Source organism: Candidatus Saccharibacteria bacterium, from assembly GCA_016700315.1.
In the GTDB taxonomy this organism is placed as follows: domain Bacteria; phylum Patescibacteriota; class Saccharimonadia; order Saccharimonadales; family SZUA-47.
The window spans coordinates 238,178-255,447 of sequence record CP065013.1 but is presented as its reverse complement, the minus strand read 5'-3'; the positions used below and the strand labels follow the sequence as shown (position 1 = coordinate 255,447).

Genomic DNA, 17,270 nt, shown 5'->3' with positions numbered 1-17,270 from the left:
AGCTAGTATAAATGGTGGTAAGATGGGCGAAATACTTAGGCAATACAAAAAAACCGAAAGAGATGTCGAGAGAAAGGTCGGTAGGGCTGAACGCAAAACTATCGGCGTTGTTAGGGGAGCTCTAAGCAGAAAACGCTTCAACAGATTCTTGCGAGTGCTGGGGCCCGGCCTTGTAACTGGAGCTGCCGATGACGATCCTTCTGGAATAGCTACCTATTCTCAGGCTGGAGCGGGTTTTGGCACTAGTTTACTCTGGGCTTTTCCTCTCATGTTCCCACTACTGTTGGCGGTGCAAGAGTCTTGTGCCCGCATCGGCGCAATCAGCGGCAAGGGCTTGGCAGCAGTTATCAAAGAAAACTATAACCGAAGACTACTTTATGCGGCAGTTTTTTTGGTAGTGACGGCCAATGTGGTCAACATTGGCGCAGACCTCGGCGCGATGGCAGCTACGACCAGGCTTTTTGTCGACTTGCCGTTTGAGCTTCTGGCAGTTTTATTTGCTGTGTTAACAACGCTTTTGGTCGTTTTTGTCAGCTATCGATCGTATGCTAGATTTTTGAAATGGCTAGCGATTACCCTGCTTGCATACCCGTTGACCGCCTTTATGGTTGGTCAAGATTGGGGGCAGGTGCTACGCGATACATTCGTAGTGCCAAGTATTAGCAAAGAAGCACTTTATGTGTTCGTGGGAATGCTTGGTACGACGATTTCACCTTATTTGTTCTTTTGGGATACTTCTGAAGTGGTGGAGGAAGAGATACAAAAGCACAATGTTGCCAAGATTGGTACTGATACTAAAGCCACAAAAAGATTCATTCATAATCTGAGGGTAGATAATTTTGTTGGTATGGCGCTAGCTAGTGTAACCGCTTGGTTTATTGTGATAGCTTGTGCGTCGACGCTTAACAGGAGCGGGATTACTAACATAGCAACGGCGGCAGATGCTGCGCGGGCTTTGGAGCCGCTGGTGCAAGGCTTTCCGAATGCTGGGCTGATTGCTAAGCTGATTTTCTCAGTTGGCATAATTGGTTTGGGACTACTGGCAGTTCCGGTTCTTGCCGGATCATCATCTTATGCAATCAGTGAGGCGCTTGGTTGGAAGGAAGGTTTGTATCGTAAATTCAAGCGTGCAAGTGGCTTTTATATTGTGATTATCTTGGCTACGCTAGCGGGTCTGGCGATGAATTTTATCGGATTAGACCCGGTAAAGGCTTTGGTTTTCTCGGCAGTATTTAACGGTATAGCTGCTATCCCGTTACTTTACATCATTGTTAGGGTCGGCAGCAACAAGCGAGTCATGGGCAACTACAAAAACAGCTGGCTGTCTAACCTCTTAATCAGATTGGCGTTTGTAGTAATGACCTTGGCAGTTTTGGTGCTTATGGCTTCGTTTGTGGTCTAGTTTGATTAGTTGATTGATTGTTTTAAATGGCAGGTACGCCCGCTTATAGAAAATCTTGGAAAAAACTTTGTTACAATGTTTTTATGAAATTTGAGTTTCGTTTGAAGCCCGGAACATCTGCTTTGTATATAAAACCTGGCGATCCACTAGACGAAAATTATGTCTATGAGTACGATCAATGGCACCTTGTGCTACAGCCAGAGAAATATAGGCAAAAGCGAGGTGCCGCCGCCGGATTATTAATTGCAAAACGAGAAGTTATTTTGGTAACTGATCTAAAAAACGAAGAATGGGCAGACTTAGCAGAGATTATGAAAACAGCTCCGCAAAAACTATGCGATAAGGCGAATGTAACCTTTACTGGTCACTTCACGGGCCCCGCCTTCAACAACGGCGATTTAGCCGGCCAAACCCAAGCCCAAGTACACGCTCATATCTACCCTGTTATTGCCGAGGACTTGCCTGGTCCCGGCGTCAGAAACGGCATGGATGCAATGGTGGAGGCGCACAGAAAGGCCACGAAACGCTAGGACGGACCGAAATTAGTGCAGTTGGCTATGGGTACCAATATGCGTAAAAATTGCCGTTTGATCGTTAATTAACTTATAAATGGCCCTGTAATCTCCGATTATATCGATACTAAAACTGCCTTATGTGGTGTGTAATACCGTAATCGTCAAGGAGCGACAATTGAGGAGCAAAGCCCCAGGAGTTATGATAAAAAGGTAAAGGTTACTTTCTGAATGATACACATACGCTATGCAACAATCAAAGTGCTTTGTTTATCTCAGGCGTTTACAAGACCATCAAGATCGCCAAGCCTCGTCAATAGAAAAACCGCTACCTAAAAAGGTAACGGTTTTTCTATTGCGGGCTCGACCGGATTCGAACCCGAGAAAGCCCAGTGGGCTTTCGAGTTCACGCTGGATTAACTTATCTGATTTGTAGATACGAATAGGCTGTAAAAACTTTTCTGGTTGATTAGCGCTAAGGTGAGAATCCCTGCCAAGCCCATCTTATTTAATTAGTAAGAGACCGGATGAACGCTTGGATGACAGACTAGCAGTGGCTATTCCGTCATCCGCTATATTTTGTGCAAATGATTATATTTGACAAGATTCGTCCCGGCTTCGCCGATTCGCTTCACGAGACAAGTCTCGTCAATAGAAAAACCGCTACCTAAAAGGTAACGGTTTTTCTATGGCGGGCTCGACCGGATTCGAACCGGCGATCTCCTCCGTGACAGGGAGGCATGTTAGGCCTCTACACCACGAGCCCGTATCTTGCTTGGTAGTTCCAAGCTTGATACGCCTGTCACTACGTTGAGCTAATTTTAACAAAACAGAGGTAAAGATGCAAACGCCTTTGCCTTAAGAATAGACGGGGTTGATCTTAGTTCGGAACTAGATTGAATCAGGGCCCCCAAACAATTCCGATTGTTTGGGGTAAAGGAGGAACAAGACAAGACCCCGTCATTTTTATGCCACTTGATTGCATAAAAATAGACGGGGTTGATCTTAGTTCGGACGTGGTGCGAGATGCGGGAATCTAACCCGCGCCACATGCTTGGGAAGCACGCGTACTAACATTATACTAATCTCGCAGCTCAGTTTTTAAAGGAGGAATTACGCACGAGCCGCCTAGTGCTAGATCATCTGTTCGCAAACACGACGGGTGGCAAGTGGCGTATCTTAACTTGGAGCCACCTACCAGGATCGAACTGGTGACCTTTTCGTTACGAATGAAATGCTCTACCAACTGAGCTAAGGTGGCGCTGAGATTCATTTTAACATTTCTGCTATAATGACCGAAGAAGTTTAGTTGAAGAAGTTATTAATATTAGTACTGTAATCTATATCCAAAACACCATGCATATCCACAAAAACTATTTCCACGACAAAACCATTTTGACCCTTTTGGCGCTGAATATTACCATGCTCGTAGTTGCTTGTTTATCTGTTCTACTGAGGGCTACTTCTGCCTCGGGGGAGACCTTTGTAGTACAGTACCGTTCAAATCTTAAGGCCTTAGCCATAAAAAGCGGGCCACTGAGCGAGATAAGGCTTTTTGCGCTGTTTGCCGTATTGGTTGTGCTAGCCAGCTGGTTGATTAGTGTGCGAGCTTACGGGCACCGCCGCCATGTTGCCACCGCCGTGCTAGGAGTAACACCTTTCCTCTTGATGATGGTGATAGTAATTAGCGACCGATTGATAGTAAGCTCCTGAGGTTTATGAGCAAGCTAGCCTCTCAAGATTTTGAGATACCGATGCCGCAGGAGCGCAAGTTTAGGTATAGATTTTTTGAGGCGCTGCCTGGCATATTGTCTTGGACAGTCTTAACAAGCCCGTTCTGGCTGGGGTTTTTGAACGTTAGTCTAGCGGCTCTATTAATGCTTTTGTATCTTATGCTGTGGTTTGTACGCGCCGCTGCACTGAACGTTCGAGGAATTCAAAGTTTTCGTCGGCTTGATCAGCACAAGAAATTGCCTTGGCGCGAGCTACATGCTGAGGTGATTGCAGCACAGAAAGGTGATACTATACAACGTCGAGTTCCTAAGTGGCACCTAAGTAATATCTCGCGTATTCTAGAGGATCCGAACGGCATTGATCCTGAAAAGATTGTTCACGTTATCATCATTGCTACTTACAACGAAACGCGAGAGGTGATTGAGCCAACCCTACAAGCTGTACTAGACAACGATGTAGACATGAGCAGGGTAGCAGTATTTCTGGCCTATGAGGAGCGAGGTGGGGCAGAAGTTGAGGCTCAGGCTATCAAGCTGATGAACGACTACAAGGGTAAGTTTATGCACTCTGAGGCAGTTAAACATCCAAGCCACATGCCTAACGAAGTGCGCGGTAAAGGTGGCAACATCACCTTTGCAGGATTCAGGGCGGCGCAGTGGGTGCAGTCTAAGGGCTTAGAGCCAAAACAAGTGCTGGTAACGACGCTTGATGCGGATAACCGCCCAGACAAACAGTACTTACCCTGCCTTGATTACATCTACAGTGTTTGTTATGCGCCAAAAAATCTGTCTTTTCAGCCTATACCAATGTTTACAAACAATATTTGGGACGCACCAGCGCCGATGCGTGTGATCGCGACAGGCAACTCTTACTGGATGATGGTTCAGGCGCTGCGACATCATATGCTTAGAAACTTTTCGGCGCATAGTCAGCCCCTAGATGCACTTATTGAAACAAACTTTTGGAGTGTCCGAACGATTGTGGAAGATGGGCATCAGTTCTGGAGAAGCTATTTTGCTTTTGACGGTAAGCACGAGGTGATACCTATATTCTTGCCAATTTATCAAGACGCAGTGCTGGCAAGTGGCTATGTGAAAACACTGAAGCAACAGTTTATTCAGATTAGACGCTGGGCTTGGGGCGCTAGCGATGTGGCTTATGTGGCCGAGAATGCCTTCTTTAAGCCTAACTCAATTCCTCTTTGGGATCGACTGGCTAAATTCTTCCGACTGCTTGAGGGGCATGTTAGCTGGTCTAGTTCGCCTCTCATATTGGCTTTTGGTGCGTTTATACCTTTTTTGTTTCACAACACGGATTACTTGGCCAATCAGTTACCCCAACTGGCTAGCCGTATCCAAACTTTGGCCATGCTCGGCATATTCGTGACTCTGTACTTAAGTTTTAAGATACTACCGCCGAAACCTGCGCGCTACAAGCGACGTCGATCGCTTGCCATGCTTTTGCAGTGGGTTTTGCTTCCACTCACTACAATTGGATATAGCGCATCAGCTGCTATCTACTCGCAGACTAGACTGATTTTTGGCAAATACATCGGTGGTTTTGACGTAACGGAGAAGGCAGTTGTGACCGATAAGGGTATGGCAACTTCTTTGAAAGACGGCAAGCAGAGCTAGGTAGCAGGGACTCGGTGCGAGTTTATGGTTTATGGATGATAGAAAAATTCTGAAGACTGAGAACTGTTTACCGAGGGGAAACTCATACTTTATACATAATACTTGATACTATCTTCGTTTAGAATTTAGTGCTTAGGATTTAGGGTTCTATGCCAACTACTAACTACTAACTACTTGCTACTAAAAAAGCGTTTCTCTTAAAGGAGAAACGCTTTTTAAATTTCCTCACCCTGTTAACGGCCGCGTCTGATTGAACGAACGGCGGCCGGCTTAGCGCTTCCAATCTCTTCGTAAAAGAGTTTGAAGACGTCAAGCGAGCTGGTATTGCTGATACGCTTACCTCACATTAACATGCTTATGGTAACATAGTAGGGTGTAAAAGTCAATAGCTGTGCTATTATTAACAGAGTGAGCAAACAATTTATTACAACAAAAACCTTTGGACAGCACGGTCGTTGCGGTTACTTTGACACTCGTGCTGGTAGAGTGCTAACTCCGACATTTATGCCTGATGGTACACGGGGGGTAGTAAAAACCTTGACGGCAGAGCAAGTTGCCGGAACAGGTGTGCAAGTCGTGTTAGCCAACACCTATCATCTGCATCTGCAGCCAGGTGAAGCGGTAGTTGCTAGTCTTGGTGGTTTACATGAATTCGGTAAGTGGCGCGGGCCAATTTTGACGGATAGCGGTGGTTTTCAGGTCTTTTCTTTGGGCAAGCACACCAAAGTTACCGAAGAAGGTGTAACTTTTAAAGACCCTGTAACTGGCAGTAAGCATTTGATAACCCCAGAAAGCTCTATGCAGATTCAGTTTGCGCTAGGCAGTGATATGTTTGTGGCATTCGATCATTTGATTGGGCTAGACGACGCTACGCCTGCAGAAGTAAAGGAAGCATTTGATCGGACCCATCGTTGGCTTGAGCGCTGCGTTGTCGAATTCAAGAAACTCACAAAAGAACAAGAGAAAAAAGAAAAGCTCCAGAGGCCTTCGCATGGGGATGCAGTAGCTGATTTTGCCGCGAGCAACGGAGAGAAGCGTACCGAAGTGTACGCTGATGCGAGTAGTCGCAGCGGAAAATCTGCTAATGCGCCACAACCAATTAGCATAGTCCTCAGCTCTGCTGACGAGCAGGCTAATGGGTTGCGAAGGCCTCTGCTGTTTGGTGTGGTACAAGGTGGCCTAGACCTAGAACTACGCTCTCAAAGCCTCAAAATGGTTCAGGATAGTGATGTAGATGGTATTGCAATCGGTGGCTTGAGCGTTGGAGAGCCACAGGCCGAGATGTTTAAAGTATTAGAGCACTTAGCCCCACAGTATGACGCAGACAGGCCTAGGTTTTTACTTGGTGTTGGCGCGCCGGCAGACCTAAGGTTTGCTTACGAACATGGGATTGATATGGCGGATTGCGTGCTCCCGACTCGAAACGCCAGACATGCAACGGTATGGGTCTCTGGCGATAAAAAGATTCACCTGACCAATGAGCAGTACACACAAGACGCGAGCGTGATTGATCCGGGTTGTGATTGTTACACATGTGCCAGCGGCTATAGCAAAGGCTTCTTCCGCCACCAGTTTAAGGTGCGTGAGCCGTTAGCCGGTAGTTTGGCTAGTGTTCACAACCTTAGGTACTTAACTAAAATTTGCGAAGAACTTCGAAGATGACAGAGCTGGGCCCGCAACTAAGAGACTTGCGCCAGCGTGTTGTTAGAACTGCTTTATCTAAGCAAGGTTTGCCATTCAGACATCACTATAAGCCAGTGAACTTATGTGGTGGTGTATTTACCCGACAAGAATGCATGGAGGTTGGTATGGACGGCCGAGGTTTTGATTGTAGTGGCCTGGTTATTGCAAGTGTTTGTACTGCCGCACATGTCGATGTCAGGGAGTGGGATGACGAGTATAGACACGTACCACAACTAATGGGGCTGTCTGTCGATACTGAACCTGAAGCTGGTGATGCCCTAATAATGCGTAGAGTAACCGGGCCAAGGCCTCCAAGAAACCACATGGGAATTCTTATCAAGACCGGAACAATTGCACATGCCAGCGGAAAAACACAAAAAGTTGAAATTGAAGACTTAGAAACTGTTGTAGAGCCAGGTTCGATATTACGAGTTGTGCCGCTATCTGTATTGATCAAGCTTGCTCAAAACTAAAAAAATCGGCTATAAAGCCGATAAGTTTTGGTGGGCGATAAAGGATTTGAACCTTTTACCTCTTCCACGTCAAGGAAGCGCTCTAGCCAAGTGAGCTAATCGCCCTTGTCGGCGTGTGATGGCGTTTTCGCAAGAACTGATGACAAAACAAGTTTACTCACCACTTCTTGCGACCTCGCCAAGCCGACTCTTCTTGAAAACGCAGTCTGAACTGCGATTTGGATTTAACGGCAACAACCAACAGGGGTAAGTATAGGGGATATTTATTGTTATGACAAGAGTTGATTTATTATTATTCAGTCTGTGATATAAAATTATAAGCGCTAGCATTATAAGGCACGTGGAAAACTTGGGGGTAAAATTGGACGTTGTGGAAAAGTGGGTAAAAAAGTACTAGCATTATCGGGCTATAGCATGTATAGTCTTATTTAGGTTGTGTTTTGGGAGAGGTTTCTCCTAAAAGAAAGCGTCGGACTTATTTGCGAGAGAGTCGGACGCTTTTTTATTTGCATGATAAAATTTTTCTAGCTCCCATTTCGGCGCTCGGCCCCCTTGGGGCCTAGCTTTACCGCCCTACTTTCTTGTGCTGACAAGAAAGTAGGCAAAGAAGTAGCCCTGGCTTCAGACTCGTTATTGTCTCGTAGTCAAAAACGACAATGCTCTGACAACTCAGAAGATTAGTGAATTACACTAATCTTCTTCAAACACGTCACTCACTCTAATTGTCGTTTTGACACTCGTCAATCAGGAGCCTGAAGAATGGGAGCCAGCATCTAGCCTCTAGAGAAACTAGTTAGGAATGAAGGAAAGCGGGACTCAGTTTCTCAGAGTAGTTGATATGCTCAGTCAGATTAACGGGATTATTGGCCAACTTTCGCTCACTATTTTCTGCTACTATTAATTACTGTGGTACAATAATCTTAAGCATTGAGGCGGAATCACTAACCGCGGAGCTTAACCTGATAGATAGCGAGCTAGGGAACGCGCGCTTGATGAGTGAAAAGTTTTCGGTGGAACCGTCAGCTAACTGGCTGACCCGAAACACGCTAATAACAGCGTGTTTATTTATTTTTAGAAGGAGTTTTGTATGGGCGAAGTAGCAGATATGCAGCGACGAGTCTGGGATAACATGGTTAATCAAGGCTTTGACACCACTGACCCGAGGAAAAAACTAGGTAGGATTCGTGGTGAGCTAAATGAACTAACCGAAGCATGGGAGGGCGGGAAGTTGCTCCCCGAGGTATTAGAAGAAGCCGCCGACGTAGTCATAGAAACTCTAGGTTTAGCGGCAATTTTAGGCGGGGATTTGGAAAAAGCTATTATGGCAAAGCTGACAATAAACGAAGGTAGAGAATATAAGCGAGTCGGTGGTGAGTTAGTTAAGGAGGGGCTATGAGCGACCACAACAGTAATATAATGATTGTAGGGCTAATTGTCAGAGATAGACGAATCTTTTTGGCGAGACGTGCATCTACAAAAAAGATTTTTCCAAACCGCTACGAAGTACCTGGGGGTCATGTTGAGCCAGGTGAAACACCTCAGGCAGCTTTAAAGAGGGAAATGCGAGAAGAGTTTGGTATAGATGTCAGAGTTGGTAGCCCAGTAGACAGTTTTACTTGCTATATGAATGGCGAATTCTGTATAGAAGTCGGCTACTTCTGTTACCTAGATGAAGGTGTTGAGCCAAAGTTAAACCCGGAAGATCACAATGAATCACGCTGGATTGAAGAGAGTGAAATAGCAACGATTGGTAAGGACGATGAGGAAACAGATATGCTGACGCAAGCTTTTAAGATGATAAAAAGCGGCTTCATTGAAACTGAAAACAGGCCTGAACCAAGACGAGTACAGAGTTATAACTAGGAGGAAAAATGAGCAATCCAGAAGACGAACTATACCCTATGAGACATAGCCTAGCGCACATAATGGCTACTGCTGTAACTAAGCTTTGGCCAGAGGCCAGGCTTGGGGTAGGACCGGTGGTGGAAAACGGTTTTTACTATGATATTGACGTGCCTGGCGTGACGATAAGTGAGGACGATTTCGACAAAATTGAGGCGGAAATGCGAAAAGTTATCGCCGAAAAGCAAGCATTTGAAAAGTTTATGATGCCTGTTGATGAAGCTTTGGCCTGGGCAGACAAGGCAGGGCAGCCATACAAGATTGAGCTTTTGAACGACCTAAAAAGAGAAGGTACAACTCTAGCCAAAGATTTGGACTTGGCAATGATGGGGCTACCTGCTGGGATTTCAGGGGCTGCATCGACAAAGACAATTACCGAGGTTAGTTTTTACCGCAATGGTGATTTTACTGATTTGTGCCGCGGGCCTCATGTAGAATCGACAGATAAGGTCGGGGCGTTTAAGTTGATGCGTGTGGCTGGCGCTTACTGGCGTGGCAATGAGAAAAATCCTCAAATGCAGCGGCTCTATGGAGTGGCTTTTGCGTCAGACAAGGAGCTTCGACAGTATCTAAATATGCTCGAGGAAGCCAAGAAGCGGGATCACCGCCGTTTGGGTGTGGAATATGACTTGTTCGTAACTTCGGATTTAGTTGGTTCTGGGCTGCCGATGTTTACGCCACGTGGAACCGTCTTACGGGAGGAGCTTTCTAAGCTTTCGAATGAGCTGCGTGAAAAAAGAGGCTTCCAAAAAGTGTGGACGCCTCACATAACTAAAAAGGACTTATACGAAAAAAGCGGCCACTGGGCCAAGTTTGGCGATGAGCTGTTTTTGGTAAAGAGCCAAGAAACAAGCGATGAGCTAGTGATGAAGCCGATGAACTGCCCGCATCACACCAGGATTTATGCGTCACAGCAGCGCAGTTACCGCGAAATGCCCGTACGCTACCTGGAGACAACGACTGATTACCGCGATGAAAAAACGGGTGAGCTCGGCGGTTTGAGCCGAGTTAGGGCGCTAACCCAAGATGATAGCCATGTTTTTTGCCGACCTGATCAGATAGAAACCGAGATAAACAGTCTACTTGAGTGTGCCGATGAATTATATTCAATAGTGGGAATGAACTTGCGAGTAAGGCTAAGCTACCGAGACGAAAGTGATGCTTATTTGGGCGACAAGAAACTCTGGGAGTCAGCACAGGCCCAACTTAAAAACGCTGTAATTGCCAATAAGCTGGAGTACTTCGAGCAAGAGGGCGAGGCGGCGTTTTATGGGCCAAAAATAGACTTTATGGTGACCGATGCAATTGGTAGAGAGCACCAATTGGCAACAGTACAGCTTGATTTTGTTCAGCCTGAAAGATTTGAGCTTGAGTACACGAATGAAGAAGGGCAAGCCGCTAGGCCAGTCATGATCCACAGTGCAACACTGGGTAGTATCGAGCGCTTTTTGAGCGTTTACATTGAGCATACAGCTGGCAAGTTCCCGCTTTGGTGTGCTCCAGAACAGCTAAGGGTCATTACGGTAAACCAGACCGATGGGATAGTAGAGTTTGCAGAAAAGCTAGTCAGTCTGGCCAAAGAGAGGGGCGTGCGTGCTTATCTGGACAATTCTAGTGAGTCCGTCGGCAAGAAGATTCGCGCCGCCGAAGTTTGGAAAGTGCCGTACTCTATCGTAATTGGCGAAAAAGAGGTTGAATCGGGCGAGGTGACGCCTAGAGTGAGAGCCGATTTGGCCTTGGAGGGCCGCCAGGAATTGGCGTATCCAGCAGAGAATTTCATTAGAAGTGTCAAAAATGAGGCTAAGTCTCGAGTGTCACATGCTTCGCTCTAAATATATCTTTATGATTCTGCAATCTGTTAATATATGTATAATCTAATAGTTGTTGAGGATTTAATTGGCAAAAAATAAAGAGATTATAGCTGTAGACTACGATGATTGTGTTGTGCCATTTGATATTCCATTTAGAAATTGGATGCATGACGAACACGGCATTGACCTGCTATCCGTTAAAGCGATTGAAGGTAAATTTCATTATGATGAGGCCTACCCCGATAGTGGGTTGACCGCCAAAGAATTTACTGAACTGCTAAACCAGTATACACTTACAAAAAGTATAGAAACGCCTGCTTACGAAGCTGCAACTGAAGGTTTAACCCTTCTAGTTGAGCGCTATGATCTCCAAATAGTTACTGCTAGGCCTCCTACGCATAAAGCTATAACTATAGAGTCTGTAAAATTACATTTTCCGGGAATCTTTAGCGATGTACACACAGCCGAGTATAATGGCGATCACAAAATGACATCCAAAGTCTCGACGTATAGAAAAATTGGAGCTTTTGCCGCCATAGATGACGCTGATCATAATGTAAATGCGGCGATTGGAGCCGGATTGGTTGGGATTTCGATTCAGTATCCATCACATAATCACAATGGACATAACCTATCCCGGGAAGCTGTGGTAGCATCTAATCTGACTGAAGTGCCACATTTACTATCAAGCTTAACGCTAGGTTCGATGCGACATAATAATTAGAATATGAAGTTTAATGGAGCTGATCATCCGGGAGGAGAATTTGCAAGAAAAGTCTACGCTTTGGTTGCGCAAATTCCGGCAGGCAGAGTGATGACTTATGGACAAATAGCGGCGTTGTGCGGAAACGCTAGAGCATCGAGAATAGTTGGCGGGATAGCCCATTTTGGGCCGCAAGATCTACCTTGGCACCGAGTGGTTAATAAAAAAGGTGGCCTAGCGAGCGGCTATCACGGCGGGCGCGAAGCCCAAAAGTTGATGCTTGAAGCCGAAGGGGTTGAAGTGTTTGGCGAAGCTGAATCATACCAAATTGATATTGATAAGCTAATTTGGCAACCAACCTTGGTAGATGGAAGGCAGTAGATGCTACACGGAAACCTCCAAATGCCAACTCCCAAATACCATCTACTAGTCATCGTTGGGCCTACGGCCAGCGGCAAGACAGCGCTAGCTATAGAGCTAGCCAGAAAATTAAATGGCGAGATCATTTGTGCCGATAGTCGTACAGTCTATAAGTACATGGACATAGGCACGGCTAAACCCAGCCGGCAAGAGCAGGCCGCTGTCCGACACCACTTGATAGACGTGATTAAGCCAGACGAGCCCTTTACGGTTGCGGATTTTAAGAAGTTAGCACTACAAGCAATCGAAGACATCAACAAACGCGGGAAGTTGCCTATCATGATAGGCGGCAGTGGTCTGTATGTTGACTCTGTCATATTTGATTACGACTTCGCTGGTGCAAGCGGTGGCAGAGATTCGGTTAATCCTCGTCACCGCGCGCCGGAGGCAGAACATGCAAAATCTCCGCTCAGAGAAGGGACATTTATTATTGGCCTGAATCCGGGGAGGGAAATGCTGAAACAAAAATTGACTGTGCGAGTAGACAAGATGGTCGAAAATGGGTTTGTTGAGGAGGTAGCGATGCTTCACAAAAAATACCCAAGCGCTAAAGCGCTAGACGCACCGGGGTATCGCGCTTTTTCTGATTACCTAAGAGGTGAGATTGACCTGAATCAAGCAAAAGCGGCCTTTGCGACTCGGGACTATCAGCTAGCTAAGCGCCAGATGACTTGGTTCAAGCGAAACCCCAACATTCGCTGGTTCGACTCAGCCGAATCTGCCCTCTCCTACCTTATTTGATCCGTGTTCCTATGATCTGCTATAGCAGATCATAGGAACACGGTTTTGTAGGCCGCAATAGGGGGGTATGAGAGAATTGGGTAGGCAAGCTGGTTGATGGCTGGTGGGCCTTTTGGTCTGTTTATTAAGGCAGATGATGTAATTTGTGTGTTCGTTATGACTAAACAGCATGTATGGTGAACCTTTTTTTGATACAATAGGATTATGAGGAGGGCAAGATAATGATTGAACAGTTGTTTGGTTCGAAAACAAGAGTGAAGCTTTTGTACCTGTTTTATGGTAATCCTGAGCGATCTTTTTATGTCCGAGAAATAACTCGTAAGATAGATGAACAAATTAACTCTGTTCGTCGCGAATTATCTAATTTGCTAAGCGTTGGTTTGATAAGTTCGGATACGGCTGAGAACAGGCTGTATTATCAGGTCAATAAAGATTACGAATTCTATAAATCACTGAATGCGATTTTTGGCAGCGCCGTATCTGTGCCAGATAGCGAGGCTGAGACCAGTGAAGCCACAAAAGAGTTAGGTGAGGAGTTGGCGGCAGTCACCACCACTAGTAACGATGCTCGTAAGTGGCGATCTGTTGGCAACGTTGACGCGGTAGTTTACTCGGGACACTTAACTAGGGATGAGACGGCGCCGATAGATGTTTTGGTGGTTGGTGATGTAAACCCAACTAAACTAGCCAACTTGGTCGCAGAAATGGAAAAGTCGGAGGGAGTTGAGCTAAGATATGCCAGTTTTACCGCCGATGAAGCACTTTATCGATCACAAGTGCGAGACCGCTTTTGGAGCCAGCTAGAAGAATCCAAAAAACAGATCGTAATGGATAAAAATAAAATTTTTTCTAAATAGAAAGGCAAAAAATGGATATTGAATACTACGGCGCTAATGCTATTAGACTCGAGACTAAGAAAACTCGGATAATAGTTGATGATACTTTGGCCGTGCAGGGTAAGAAGTCTATAACTAAAGCTGATGATGTAAGCGTACAGACCGATGTTGCGATTCCGGTTGCCGATGGCGGTAGACTGCTACTCTCTGTGCCGGGTGAATATGAAGTCGGCGACATTTCTGTAAAAGCAGTTGGTGTAAGAGGTCATCGTGATGAAGAAGGTAAAAAAACTGCCACAGTATTTAAGTTTACGGCCCTTGATGGAAACGTGGTTATGGCGGGGCATATCCACCCAGATATCACCGATCAACAGGTGGAAGAAATCGGGGATGTTGATGTTTTGATGGTGCCTGTTGGAGGCAGCGGCTTCACGTTAGATGCAGAGGGAGCGCTAAAAGTAATCAAGAAATTGGAGCCAAGTGTTGTGATTCCTACATACTTTACTGTCAGCGGCATTAAGACCGAAATGCCAACTCCGACTTTAGAGGAAGCTTTGAATACTCTAGGTATGACTGTCGATGAATCTCCAAGAAGCAACGCTGCCAAACTAAAAAATCTAGAACTAGGCGCGGAACAGGCAAAACTGGTGGTCCTAGAGCCTAAAGTTTAGCGGATAAAGAAGTTAATTAGTAGGGCTTGAGCTTTGTCGATGACTGGGTAGATAGCAGTCCCGAATATCATGATTAGAATTAGGAAAAAGAATATTCCCTGAGATTCTATAATCTCAAATACTCTTTGAACGGGGCGAGGAGCAATAGCGTAGACGAGCCGTGAGCCGTCTAGCGGTGGGATAGGCAACATGTTGAATACAAAAAGTCCGATGTTAACCAGGAAGAGAATCTTAGTGAACTCAAAAATTGGGCCGCCGTGGCTCATCATGTTTAGTGGCAGAGAAAGCAAACCAGCAAAGACTAAATTGGTTAGGGGACCAGCCAGAGCAGTTAAGGCAAGGCCATTTTCGCCGCCACGGATACGTGAGGTATTAATGGGGACTGGCTTAGCCGCCATAATAATGCCACCACCTAACACTAGACTAAAAAAGGGCAGAGCTATGGTTAATATCGGGTCAATGTGGCGCATGGGGTTAAGAGAGATACGGCCATGAGAATGAGCTAGATCGTCGCCCAGCTTGTAGGCGGTGAAAGCATGCATCATTTCATGGGGCGCAGCAGAGATTATTAGGGCTAAGACGATGGGTACGGCATCTTTGATCTGTAGTAGGTTATCCATTTGCTACATTATAGCTTGCCATGAGTGTTTTCGCGAAGGAAGGAGCTTACCCGGAACTATGAACGAGGAGGAGAAAATCTAAACACTGGGTAGTATTATGTATCATGTATGAATTAGACCTTAGACCCTAGACCTTAGACCCTAATCACTCTAACCTAATCGCTGCCCATGTCTATTGAATGTTGCTCAAATGGTTGACCTGTAAGGTGTTTTTGGGTTATAATAAGACTTATGCAAAAATGTGATTTAACGGGCAAGGGCAAGCAGTACGGCAGTAATGTCAGTTTTTCGCAGCGCCACACCAAGAAAGTCTGGAAGCCCAACCTACAAACTAAGACTTTGGTAATTGACGGCCGCAAGGTTCGTCTAAAATTGAGTACCGATGCTATTCGTACTTTGAAGAAAAAGGGTACGCTCTAGACTATAGGCTATAGTCAACGTCACTATGACTTAAAAACCTCCGTAATTTCGGAGGTTTTTAAATTGTATGGTGTAGTGTGCATGAGTTAAAATTAGTACGTTAGCTCGGGCGGCCTTTATGATTTTCTGAACAAAATCATATAGGAAGCAGACGCAAGTAAACCGTGGTTTATGAGTGAGAAGCTTCCAATTTAGGTAACAGCGGATAAATCTGCGGCCGCTTGGAGCTAACTTTTGGTAAGATTCGGGGATTGGCGCAGTTGGTAGCGCGCACGGCTGGGGGTCGTGAGGTCGTGAGTTCAAGTCTCGCATCCCCGACCACGATCGATATTTCCAGATTTTATGAACCCGTCCCAGGGTTCATTTAATTTGTGAGTTATCTCGTACCTCTGTTGTTTGCCAGTTCCAGTACGTTTAATTATGCTCTTGCATAAAGTGTTGAATTATGTTACAATCAACAGATTATGGAAGAAGAGTTTAGGTTAGAAGCCTTGCTTGGTGAATATGACCCGTTCAGTGAAAGGCGTATTAAAGAACTGCCAAAACATGAACTCCTCATTCCACATACACTGGAAGACAAAAATAATTACATAATTAAGTACTATGACGATCCTTACTCAATTAGACCAGAACGGTACGAAGAAAAGTTAAACCTCAACAGTATCCAGCTACCCAAAGAGAACTTAATACAAAAAGAATACTATCCTGAGTTAGAATACTATCCTGAGTTGAGTTGTATAAGTGAATCCAAGCTCTCTCAATACGAAATTATTAAGCCAAAGTCTGAATTGCTAGGTCGTACTCTAGGACAGCTTGCCATTCAGAACTTTATACAAATGCCTCAAAGCAGGCAGAATCAGCTCATCAGTCAGCTTCCCGCTTCATTGCTAAATGGCGGAAATGTACAACAGCCATTTGGTGGTTATCTTGACTTAGGAGCAACAAAACCAGAAGACCTTCCTGAGATGGCATTACCAGTGCTTGAGTTTATGGAAGATGTACAGCCACACATTGTTATTGGTTGTGATAGAGGTGGACGGTTGTTCGGTTTGGCTATGCACGCTGCTTGGCAGCAGACGAGAGATGGTCAGCCATTCCCAACCCTAGATGGTAATTTACACTTTGCAAGGGTCAGTAAGTTAGAAGACCCTGATGTGCTTCAGGAAAAGGTTGATGAAATTGTGGAAGCTAGTAAGCGGTTCGGCATGCAGCGTGGCAATGAACTTGCAGATGGCGAACAGCTTCGTGTTCTATTCGTAGATGACTGGGTAATTGGTGGTGGTACTATGCGATTGGCTCAACGCTTAATGAAGAAGCATAACGCACAAACCTATTTTGCTGTGATGTGCGGTGAAGGTGCAGACGCAACCGGAAAGAGTGATTTACATACACACGTTAGTTGGCACGACCGACCCGAAGAAATCGGTGTGAACTACTTATCGACTCTACAACAAAACTGTGATGGATCAGTTACGCAGAAACAGGAAGTCATTGCCGTTCGTAGTATAGAAGCAATTCGTAATCGCCAACGTATTCAAAAAGCTGCAAAACAATTAACACCTGTGCGTGTATTAGCTGAAGTGGCTTAATACACTAAGTTTTTTACTAATCTGGTACTAGCCTTAGTGTTGCAAGCGTTTCTAAGTTTTTCGAGTACGATAACAGTGCTGGAATAGTCTTCCATCAAGCTTTTAAGCAGTTCGTGTAG

At 45.4% G+C, this 17,270-nt stretch carries 17 protein-coding genes and 5 tRNA genes; 17 read left to right on the top strand and 5 right to left on the bottom strand.

Going from position 1 to position 17,270, the window contains the following annotated elements; genetic code table 11:
* Positions 1 to 22 precede the first annotated feature (22 nt).
* Both IPO96_01195 and IPO96_01190 read left to right on the top strand, forming a co-directional pair.
* The gene (locus tag IPO96_01195; GenBank protein QQS65153.1) at positions 23 to 1,402 is read left to right on the top strand and encodes a divalent metal cation transporter; all 1,380 of its coding nucleotides are present in this window, start codon (positions 23 to 25) and stop codon (positions 1,400 to 1,402) included.
* 83 nt (positions 1,403 to 1,485) lie between these two features.
* Positions 1,486 to 1,932, top strand: coding sequence for an HIT domain-containing protein (locus tag IPO96_01190; protein QQS65152.1), 447 nt, complete (start codon positions 1,486 to 1,488; stop codon positions 1,930 to 1,932).
* Between the two features lie 671 nt (positions 1,933 to 2,603).
* Here the strand turns inward: IPO96_01190 and IPO96_01185 are convergent.
* The 3 genes from IPO96_01185 to IPO96_01175 all read right to left on the bottom strand — a co-directional run bounded on the left by IPO96_01185 (position 2,604) and on the right by IPO96_01175 (position 3,175).
* Positions 2,604 to 2,680 (bottom strand) — tRNA-Asp (locus tag IPO96_01185).
* Positions 2,681 to 2,931: 251 nt separating this feature from the next.
* Positions 2,932 to 3,005, bottom strand: a tRNA-Gly gene (locus IPO96_01180).
* Between the two features lie 94 nt (positions 3,006 to 3,099).
* A tRNA-Thr gene (locus tag IPO96_01175) sits at positions 3,100 to 3,175 on the bottom strand.
* Positions 3,176 to 3,270: 95 nt separating this feature from the next.
* Between IPO96_01175 and IPO96_01170 the strand changes: the two genes are divergently transcribed.
* The 4 genes from IPO96_01170 (at position 3,271) to IPO96_01155 (ending at position 7,438) form a co-directional block, all read left to right on the top strand.
* Positions 3,271 to 3,627, top strand: a complete 357-nt coding sequence (locus IPO96_01170) for a hypothetical protein (GenBank protein ID QQS65151.1) — start codon at positions 3,271 to 3,273, stop codon at positions 3,625 to 3,627.
* A 5-nt stretch (positions 3,628 to 3,632) separates the two neighbouring features.
* Entirely contained in the window at positions 3,633 to 5,282 is a 1,650-nt protein-coding gene (locus IPO96_01165; GenBank protein QQS65150.1) for a glycosyltransferase family 2 protein, read from the top strand.
* Between the two features lie 408 nt (positions 5,283 to 5,690).
* Entirely contained in the window at positions 5,691 to 6,944 is a 1,254-nt protein-coding gene (locus tag IPO96_01160) for a tRNA-guanine transglycosylase (GenBank protein ID QQS65149.1), read from the top strand.
* Positions 6,941 to 7,438, top strand: coding sequence for a C40 family peptidase (locus IPO96_01155; protein QQS65148.1), 498 nt, complete (start codon positions 6,941 to 6,943; stop codon positions 7,436 to 7,438). Before IPO96_01160 ends, IPO96_01155 begins: the two co-directional genes overlap by 4 nt.
* Positions 7,439 to 7,466: 28 nt before the next feature.
* Here IPO96_01155 and IPO96_01150 read toward each other — a convergent pair.
* Positions 7,467 to 7,543 (bottom strand) — tRNA-Val (locus tag IPO96_01150).
* Between the two features lie 982 nt (positions 7,544 to 8,525).
* Between IPO96_01150 and IPO96_01145 the strand changes: the two genes are divergently transcribed.
* The 8 genes from IPO96_01145 (at position 8,526) to IPO96_01110 (ending at position 14,522) form a co-directional block, all read left to right on the top strand.
* Positions 8,526 to 8,834 (top strand): hypothetical protein, encoded by a 309-nt coding sequence (locus IPO96_01145; GenBank protein QQS65147.1) that lies wholly within the window; start codon positions 8,526 to 8,528, stop codon positions 8,832 to 8,834.
* On the top strand, positions 8,831 to 9,301 hold the full coding sequence (locus IPO96_01140) for an NUDIX domain-containing protein (protein QQS65146.1): 471 nt from the start codon (positions 8,831 to 8,833) through the stop codon (positions 9,299 to 9,301). The genes IPO96_01145 and IPO96_01140 overlap by 4 nt, the downstream gene beginning before the upstream one ends.
* Positions 9,302 to 9,309: 8 nt before the next feature.
* Positions 9,310 to 11,172 (top strand): threonine--tRNA ligase, encoded by a 1,863-nt coding sequence (locus tag IPO96_01135; GenBank protein QQS65145.1) that lies wholly within the window; start codon positions 9,310 to 9,312, stop codon positions 11,170 to 11,172.
* A 64-nt stretch (positions 11,173 to 11,236) separates the two neighbouring features.
* Positions 11,237 to 11,875, top strand: a complete 639-nt coding sequence (locus IPO96_01130) for a hypothetical protein (GenBank protein QQS65144.1) — start codon at positions 11,237 to 11,239, stop codon at positions 11,873 to 11,875.
* A 3-nt stretch (positions 11,876 to 11,878) separates the two neighbouring features.
* Entirely contained in the window at positions 11,879 to 12,235 is a 357-nt protein-coding gene (locus IPO96_01125; GenBank protein QQS65143.1) for an MGMT family protein, read from the top strand.
* Between the two features lie 21 nt (positions 12,236 to 12,256).
* Positions 12,257 to 13,015, top strand: a complete 759-nt coding sequence (locus IPO96_01120; GenBank protein ID QQS65142.1) for a tRNA dimethylallyltransferase — start codon at positions 12,257 to 12,259, stop codon at positions 13,013 to 13,015.
* A gap of 221 nt (positions 13,016 to 13,236) precedes the next feature.
* On the top strand, positions 13,237 to 13,872 hold the full coding sequence (locus IPO96_01115; GenBank protein QQS65141.1) for a winged helix-turn-helix transcriptional regulator: 636 nt from the start codon (positions 13,237 to 13,239) through the stop codon (positions 13,870 to 13,872).
* A gap of 11 nt (positions 13,873 to 13,883) precedes the next feature.
* Positions 13,884 to 14,522: an MBL fold metallo-hydrolase gene (locus IPO96_01110; GenBank protein QQS65140.1), complete on the top strand. Its 639-nt coding sequence runs from the start codon at positions 13,884 to 13,886 to the stop codon at positions 14,520 to 14,522.
* Here the strand turns inward: IPO96_01110 and IPO96_01105 are convergent.
* Positions 14,519 to 15,142 carry a site-2 protease family protein gene (locus IPO96_01105; protein QQS65139.1) on the bottom strand — a complete coding sequence of 208 codons (624 nt, stop codon included), beginning with the start codon at positions 15,140 to 15,142 and terminating at the stop codon, positions 14,519 to 14,521. The genes IPO96_01110 and IPO96_01105 overlap by 4 nt on opposite strands.
* Positions 15,143 to 15,373: 231 nt before the next feature.
* Here IPO96_01105 and rpmB point away from each other — a divergent pair, with 231 nt between their 5' ends.
* From rpmB to IPO96_01090, 3 genes are all read left to right on the top strand, one after another.
* Complete coding sequence (gene rpmB, locus IPO96_01100) at positions 15,374 to 15,562, top strand: 50S ribosomal protein L28 (protein QQS65138.1); 189 nt, start codon at positions 15,374 to 15,376, stop codon at positions 15,560 to 15,562.
* Positions 15,563 to 15,807: 245 nt separating this feature from the next.
* Positions 15,808 to 15,883, top strand: a tRNA-Pro gene (locus tag IPO96_01095).
* 143 nt (positions 15,884 to 16,026) lie between these two features.
* Positions 16,027 to 17,151 carry a hypothetical protein gene (locus tag IPO96_01090; GenBank protein QQS65137.1) on the top strand — a complete coding sequence of 375 codons (1,125 nt, stop codon included), beginning with the start codon at positions 16,027 to 16,029 and terminating at the stop codon, positions 17,149 to 17,151.
* The last annotated feature ends 119 nt before the right edge of the window (positions 17,152 to 17,270 follow it).

Excerpts from the sequence above, each read along its gene's own strand:
- IPO96_01115 (QQS65141.1), top strand. The coding sequence starts at position 13,237 with ATGATTGAACAGTTGTTTGGTTCGAAAACAAGAGTGAAGCTTTTGTAC.
- IPO96_01145 (QQS65147.1), top strand. The coding sequence starts at position 8,526 with ATGGGCGAAGTAGCAGATATGCAGCGACGAGTCTGGGATAACATGGTT.
- IPO96_01195 (QQS65153.1), top strand. The coding sequence starts at position 23 with ATGGGCGAAATACTTAGGCAATACAAAAAAACCGAAAGAGATGTCGAG.
- IPO96_01125 (QQS65143.1), top strand. The coding sequence starts at position 11,879 with ATGAAGTTTAATGGAGCTGATCATCCGGGAGGAGAATTTGCAAGAAAA.
- IPO96_01110 (QQS65140.1), top strand. The coding sequence starts at position 13,884 with ATGGATATTGAATACTACGGCGCTAATGCTATTAGACTCGAGACTAAG.
- IPO96_01140 (QQS65146.1), top strand. The coding sequence starts at position 8,831 with ATGAGCGACCACAACAGTAATATAATGATTGTAGGGCTAATTGTCAGA.
- IPO96_01105 (QQS65139.1), bottom strand. The coding sequence starts at position 15,142 with ATGGATAACCTACTACAGATCAAAGATGCCGTACCCATCGTCTTAGCC.
- IPO96_01190 (QQS65152.1), top strand. The coding sequence starts at position 1,486 with ATGAAATTTGAGTTTCGTTTGAAGCCCGGAACATCTGCTTTGTATATA.
- rpmB (QQS65138.1), top strand. The coding sequence starts at position 15,374 with ATGCAAAAATGTGATTTAACGGGCAAGGGCAAGCAGTACGGCAGTAAT.
- IPO96_01155 (QQS65148.1), top strand. The coding sequence starts at position 6,941 with ATGACAGAGCTGGGCCCGCAACTAAGAGACTTGCGCCAGCGTGTTGTT.
- IPO96_01165 (QQS65150.1), top strand. The coding sequence starts at position 3,633 with ATGAGCAAGCTAGCCTCTCAAGATTTTGAGATACCGATGCCGCAGGAG.
- IPO96_01135 (QQS65145.1), top strand. The coding sequence starts at position 9,310 with ATGAGCAATCCAGAAGACGAACTATACCCTATGAGACATAGCCTAGCG.
- IPO96_01090 (QQS65137.1), top strand. The coding sequence starts at position 16,027 with ATGGAAGAAGAGTTTAGGTTAGAAGCCTTGCTTGGTGAATATGACCCG.
- IPO96_01170 (QQS65151.1), top strand. The coding sequence starts at position 3,271 with ATGCATATCCACAAAAACTATTTCCACGACAAAACCATTTTGACCCTT.
- IPO96_01120 (QQS65142.1), top strand. The coding sequence starts at position 12,257 with ATGCCAACTCCCAAATACCATCTACTAGTCATCGTTGGGCCTACGGCC.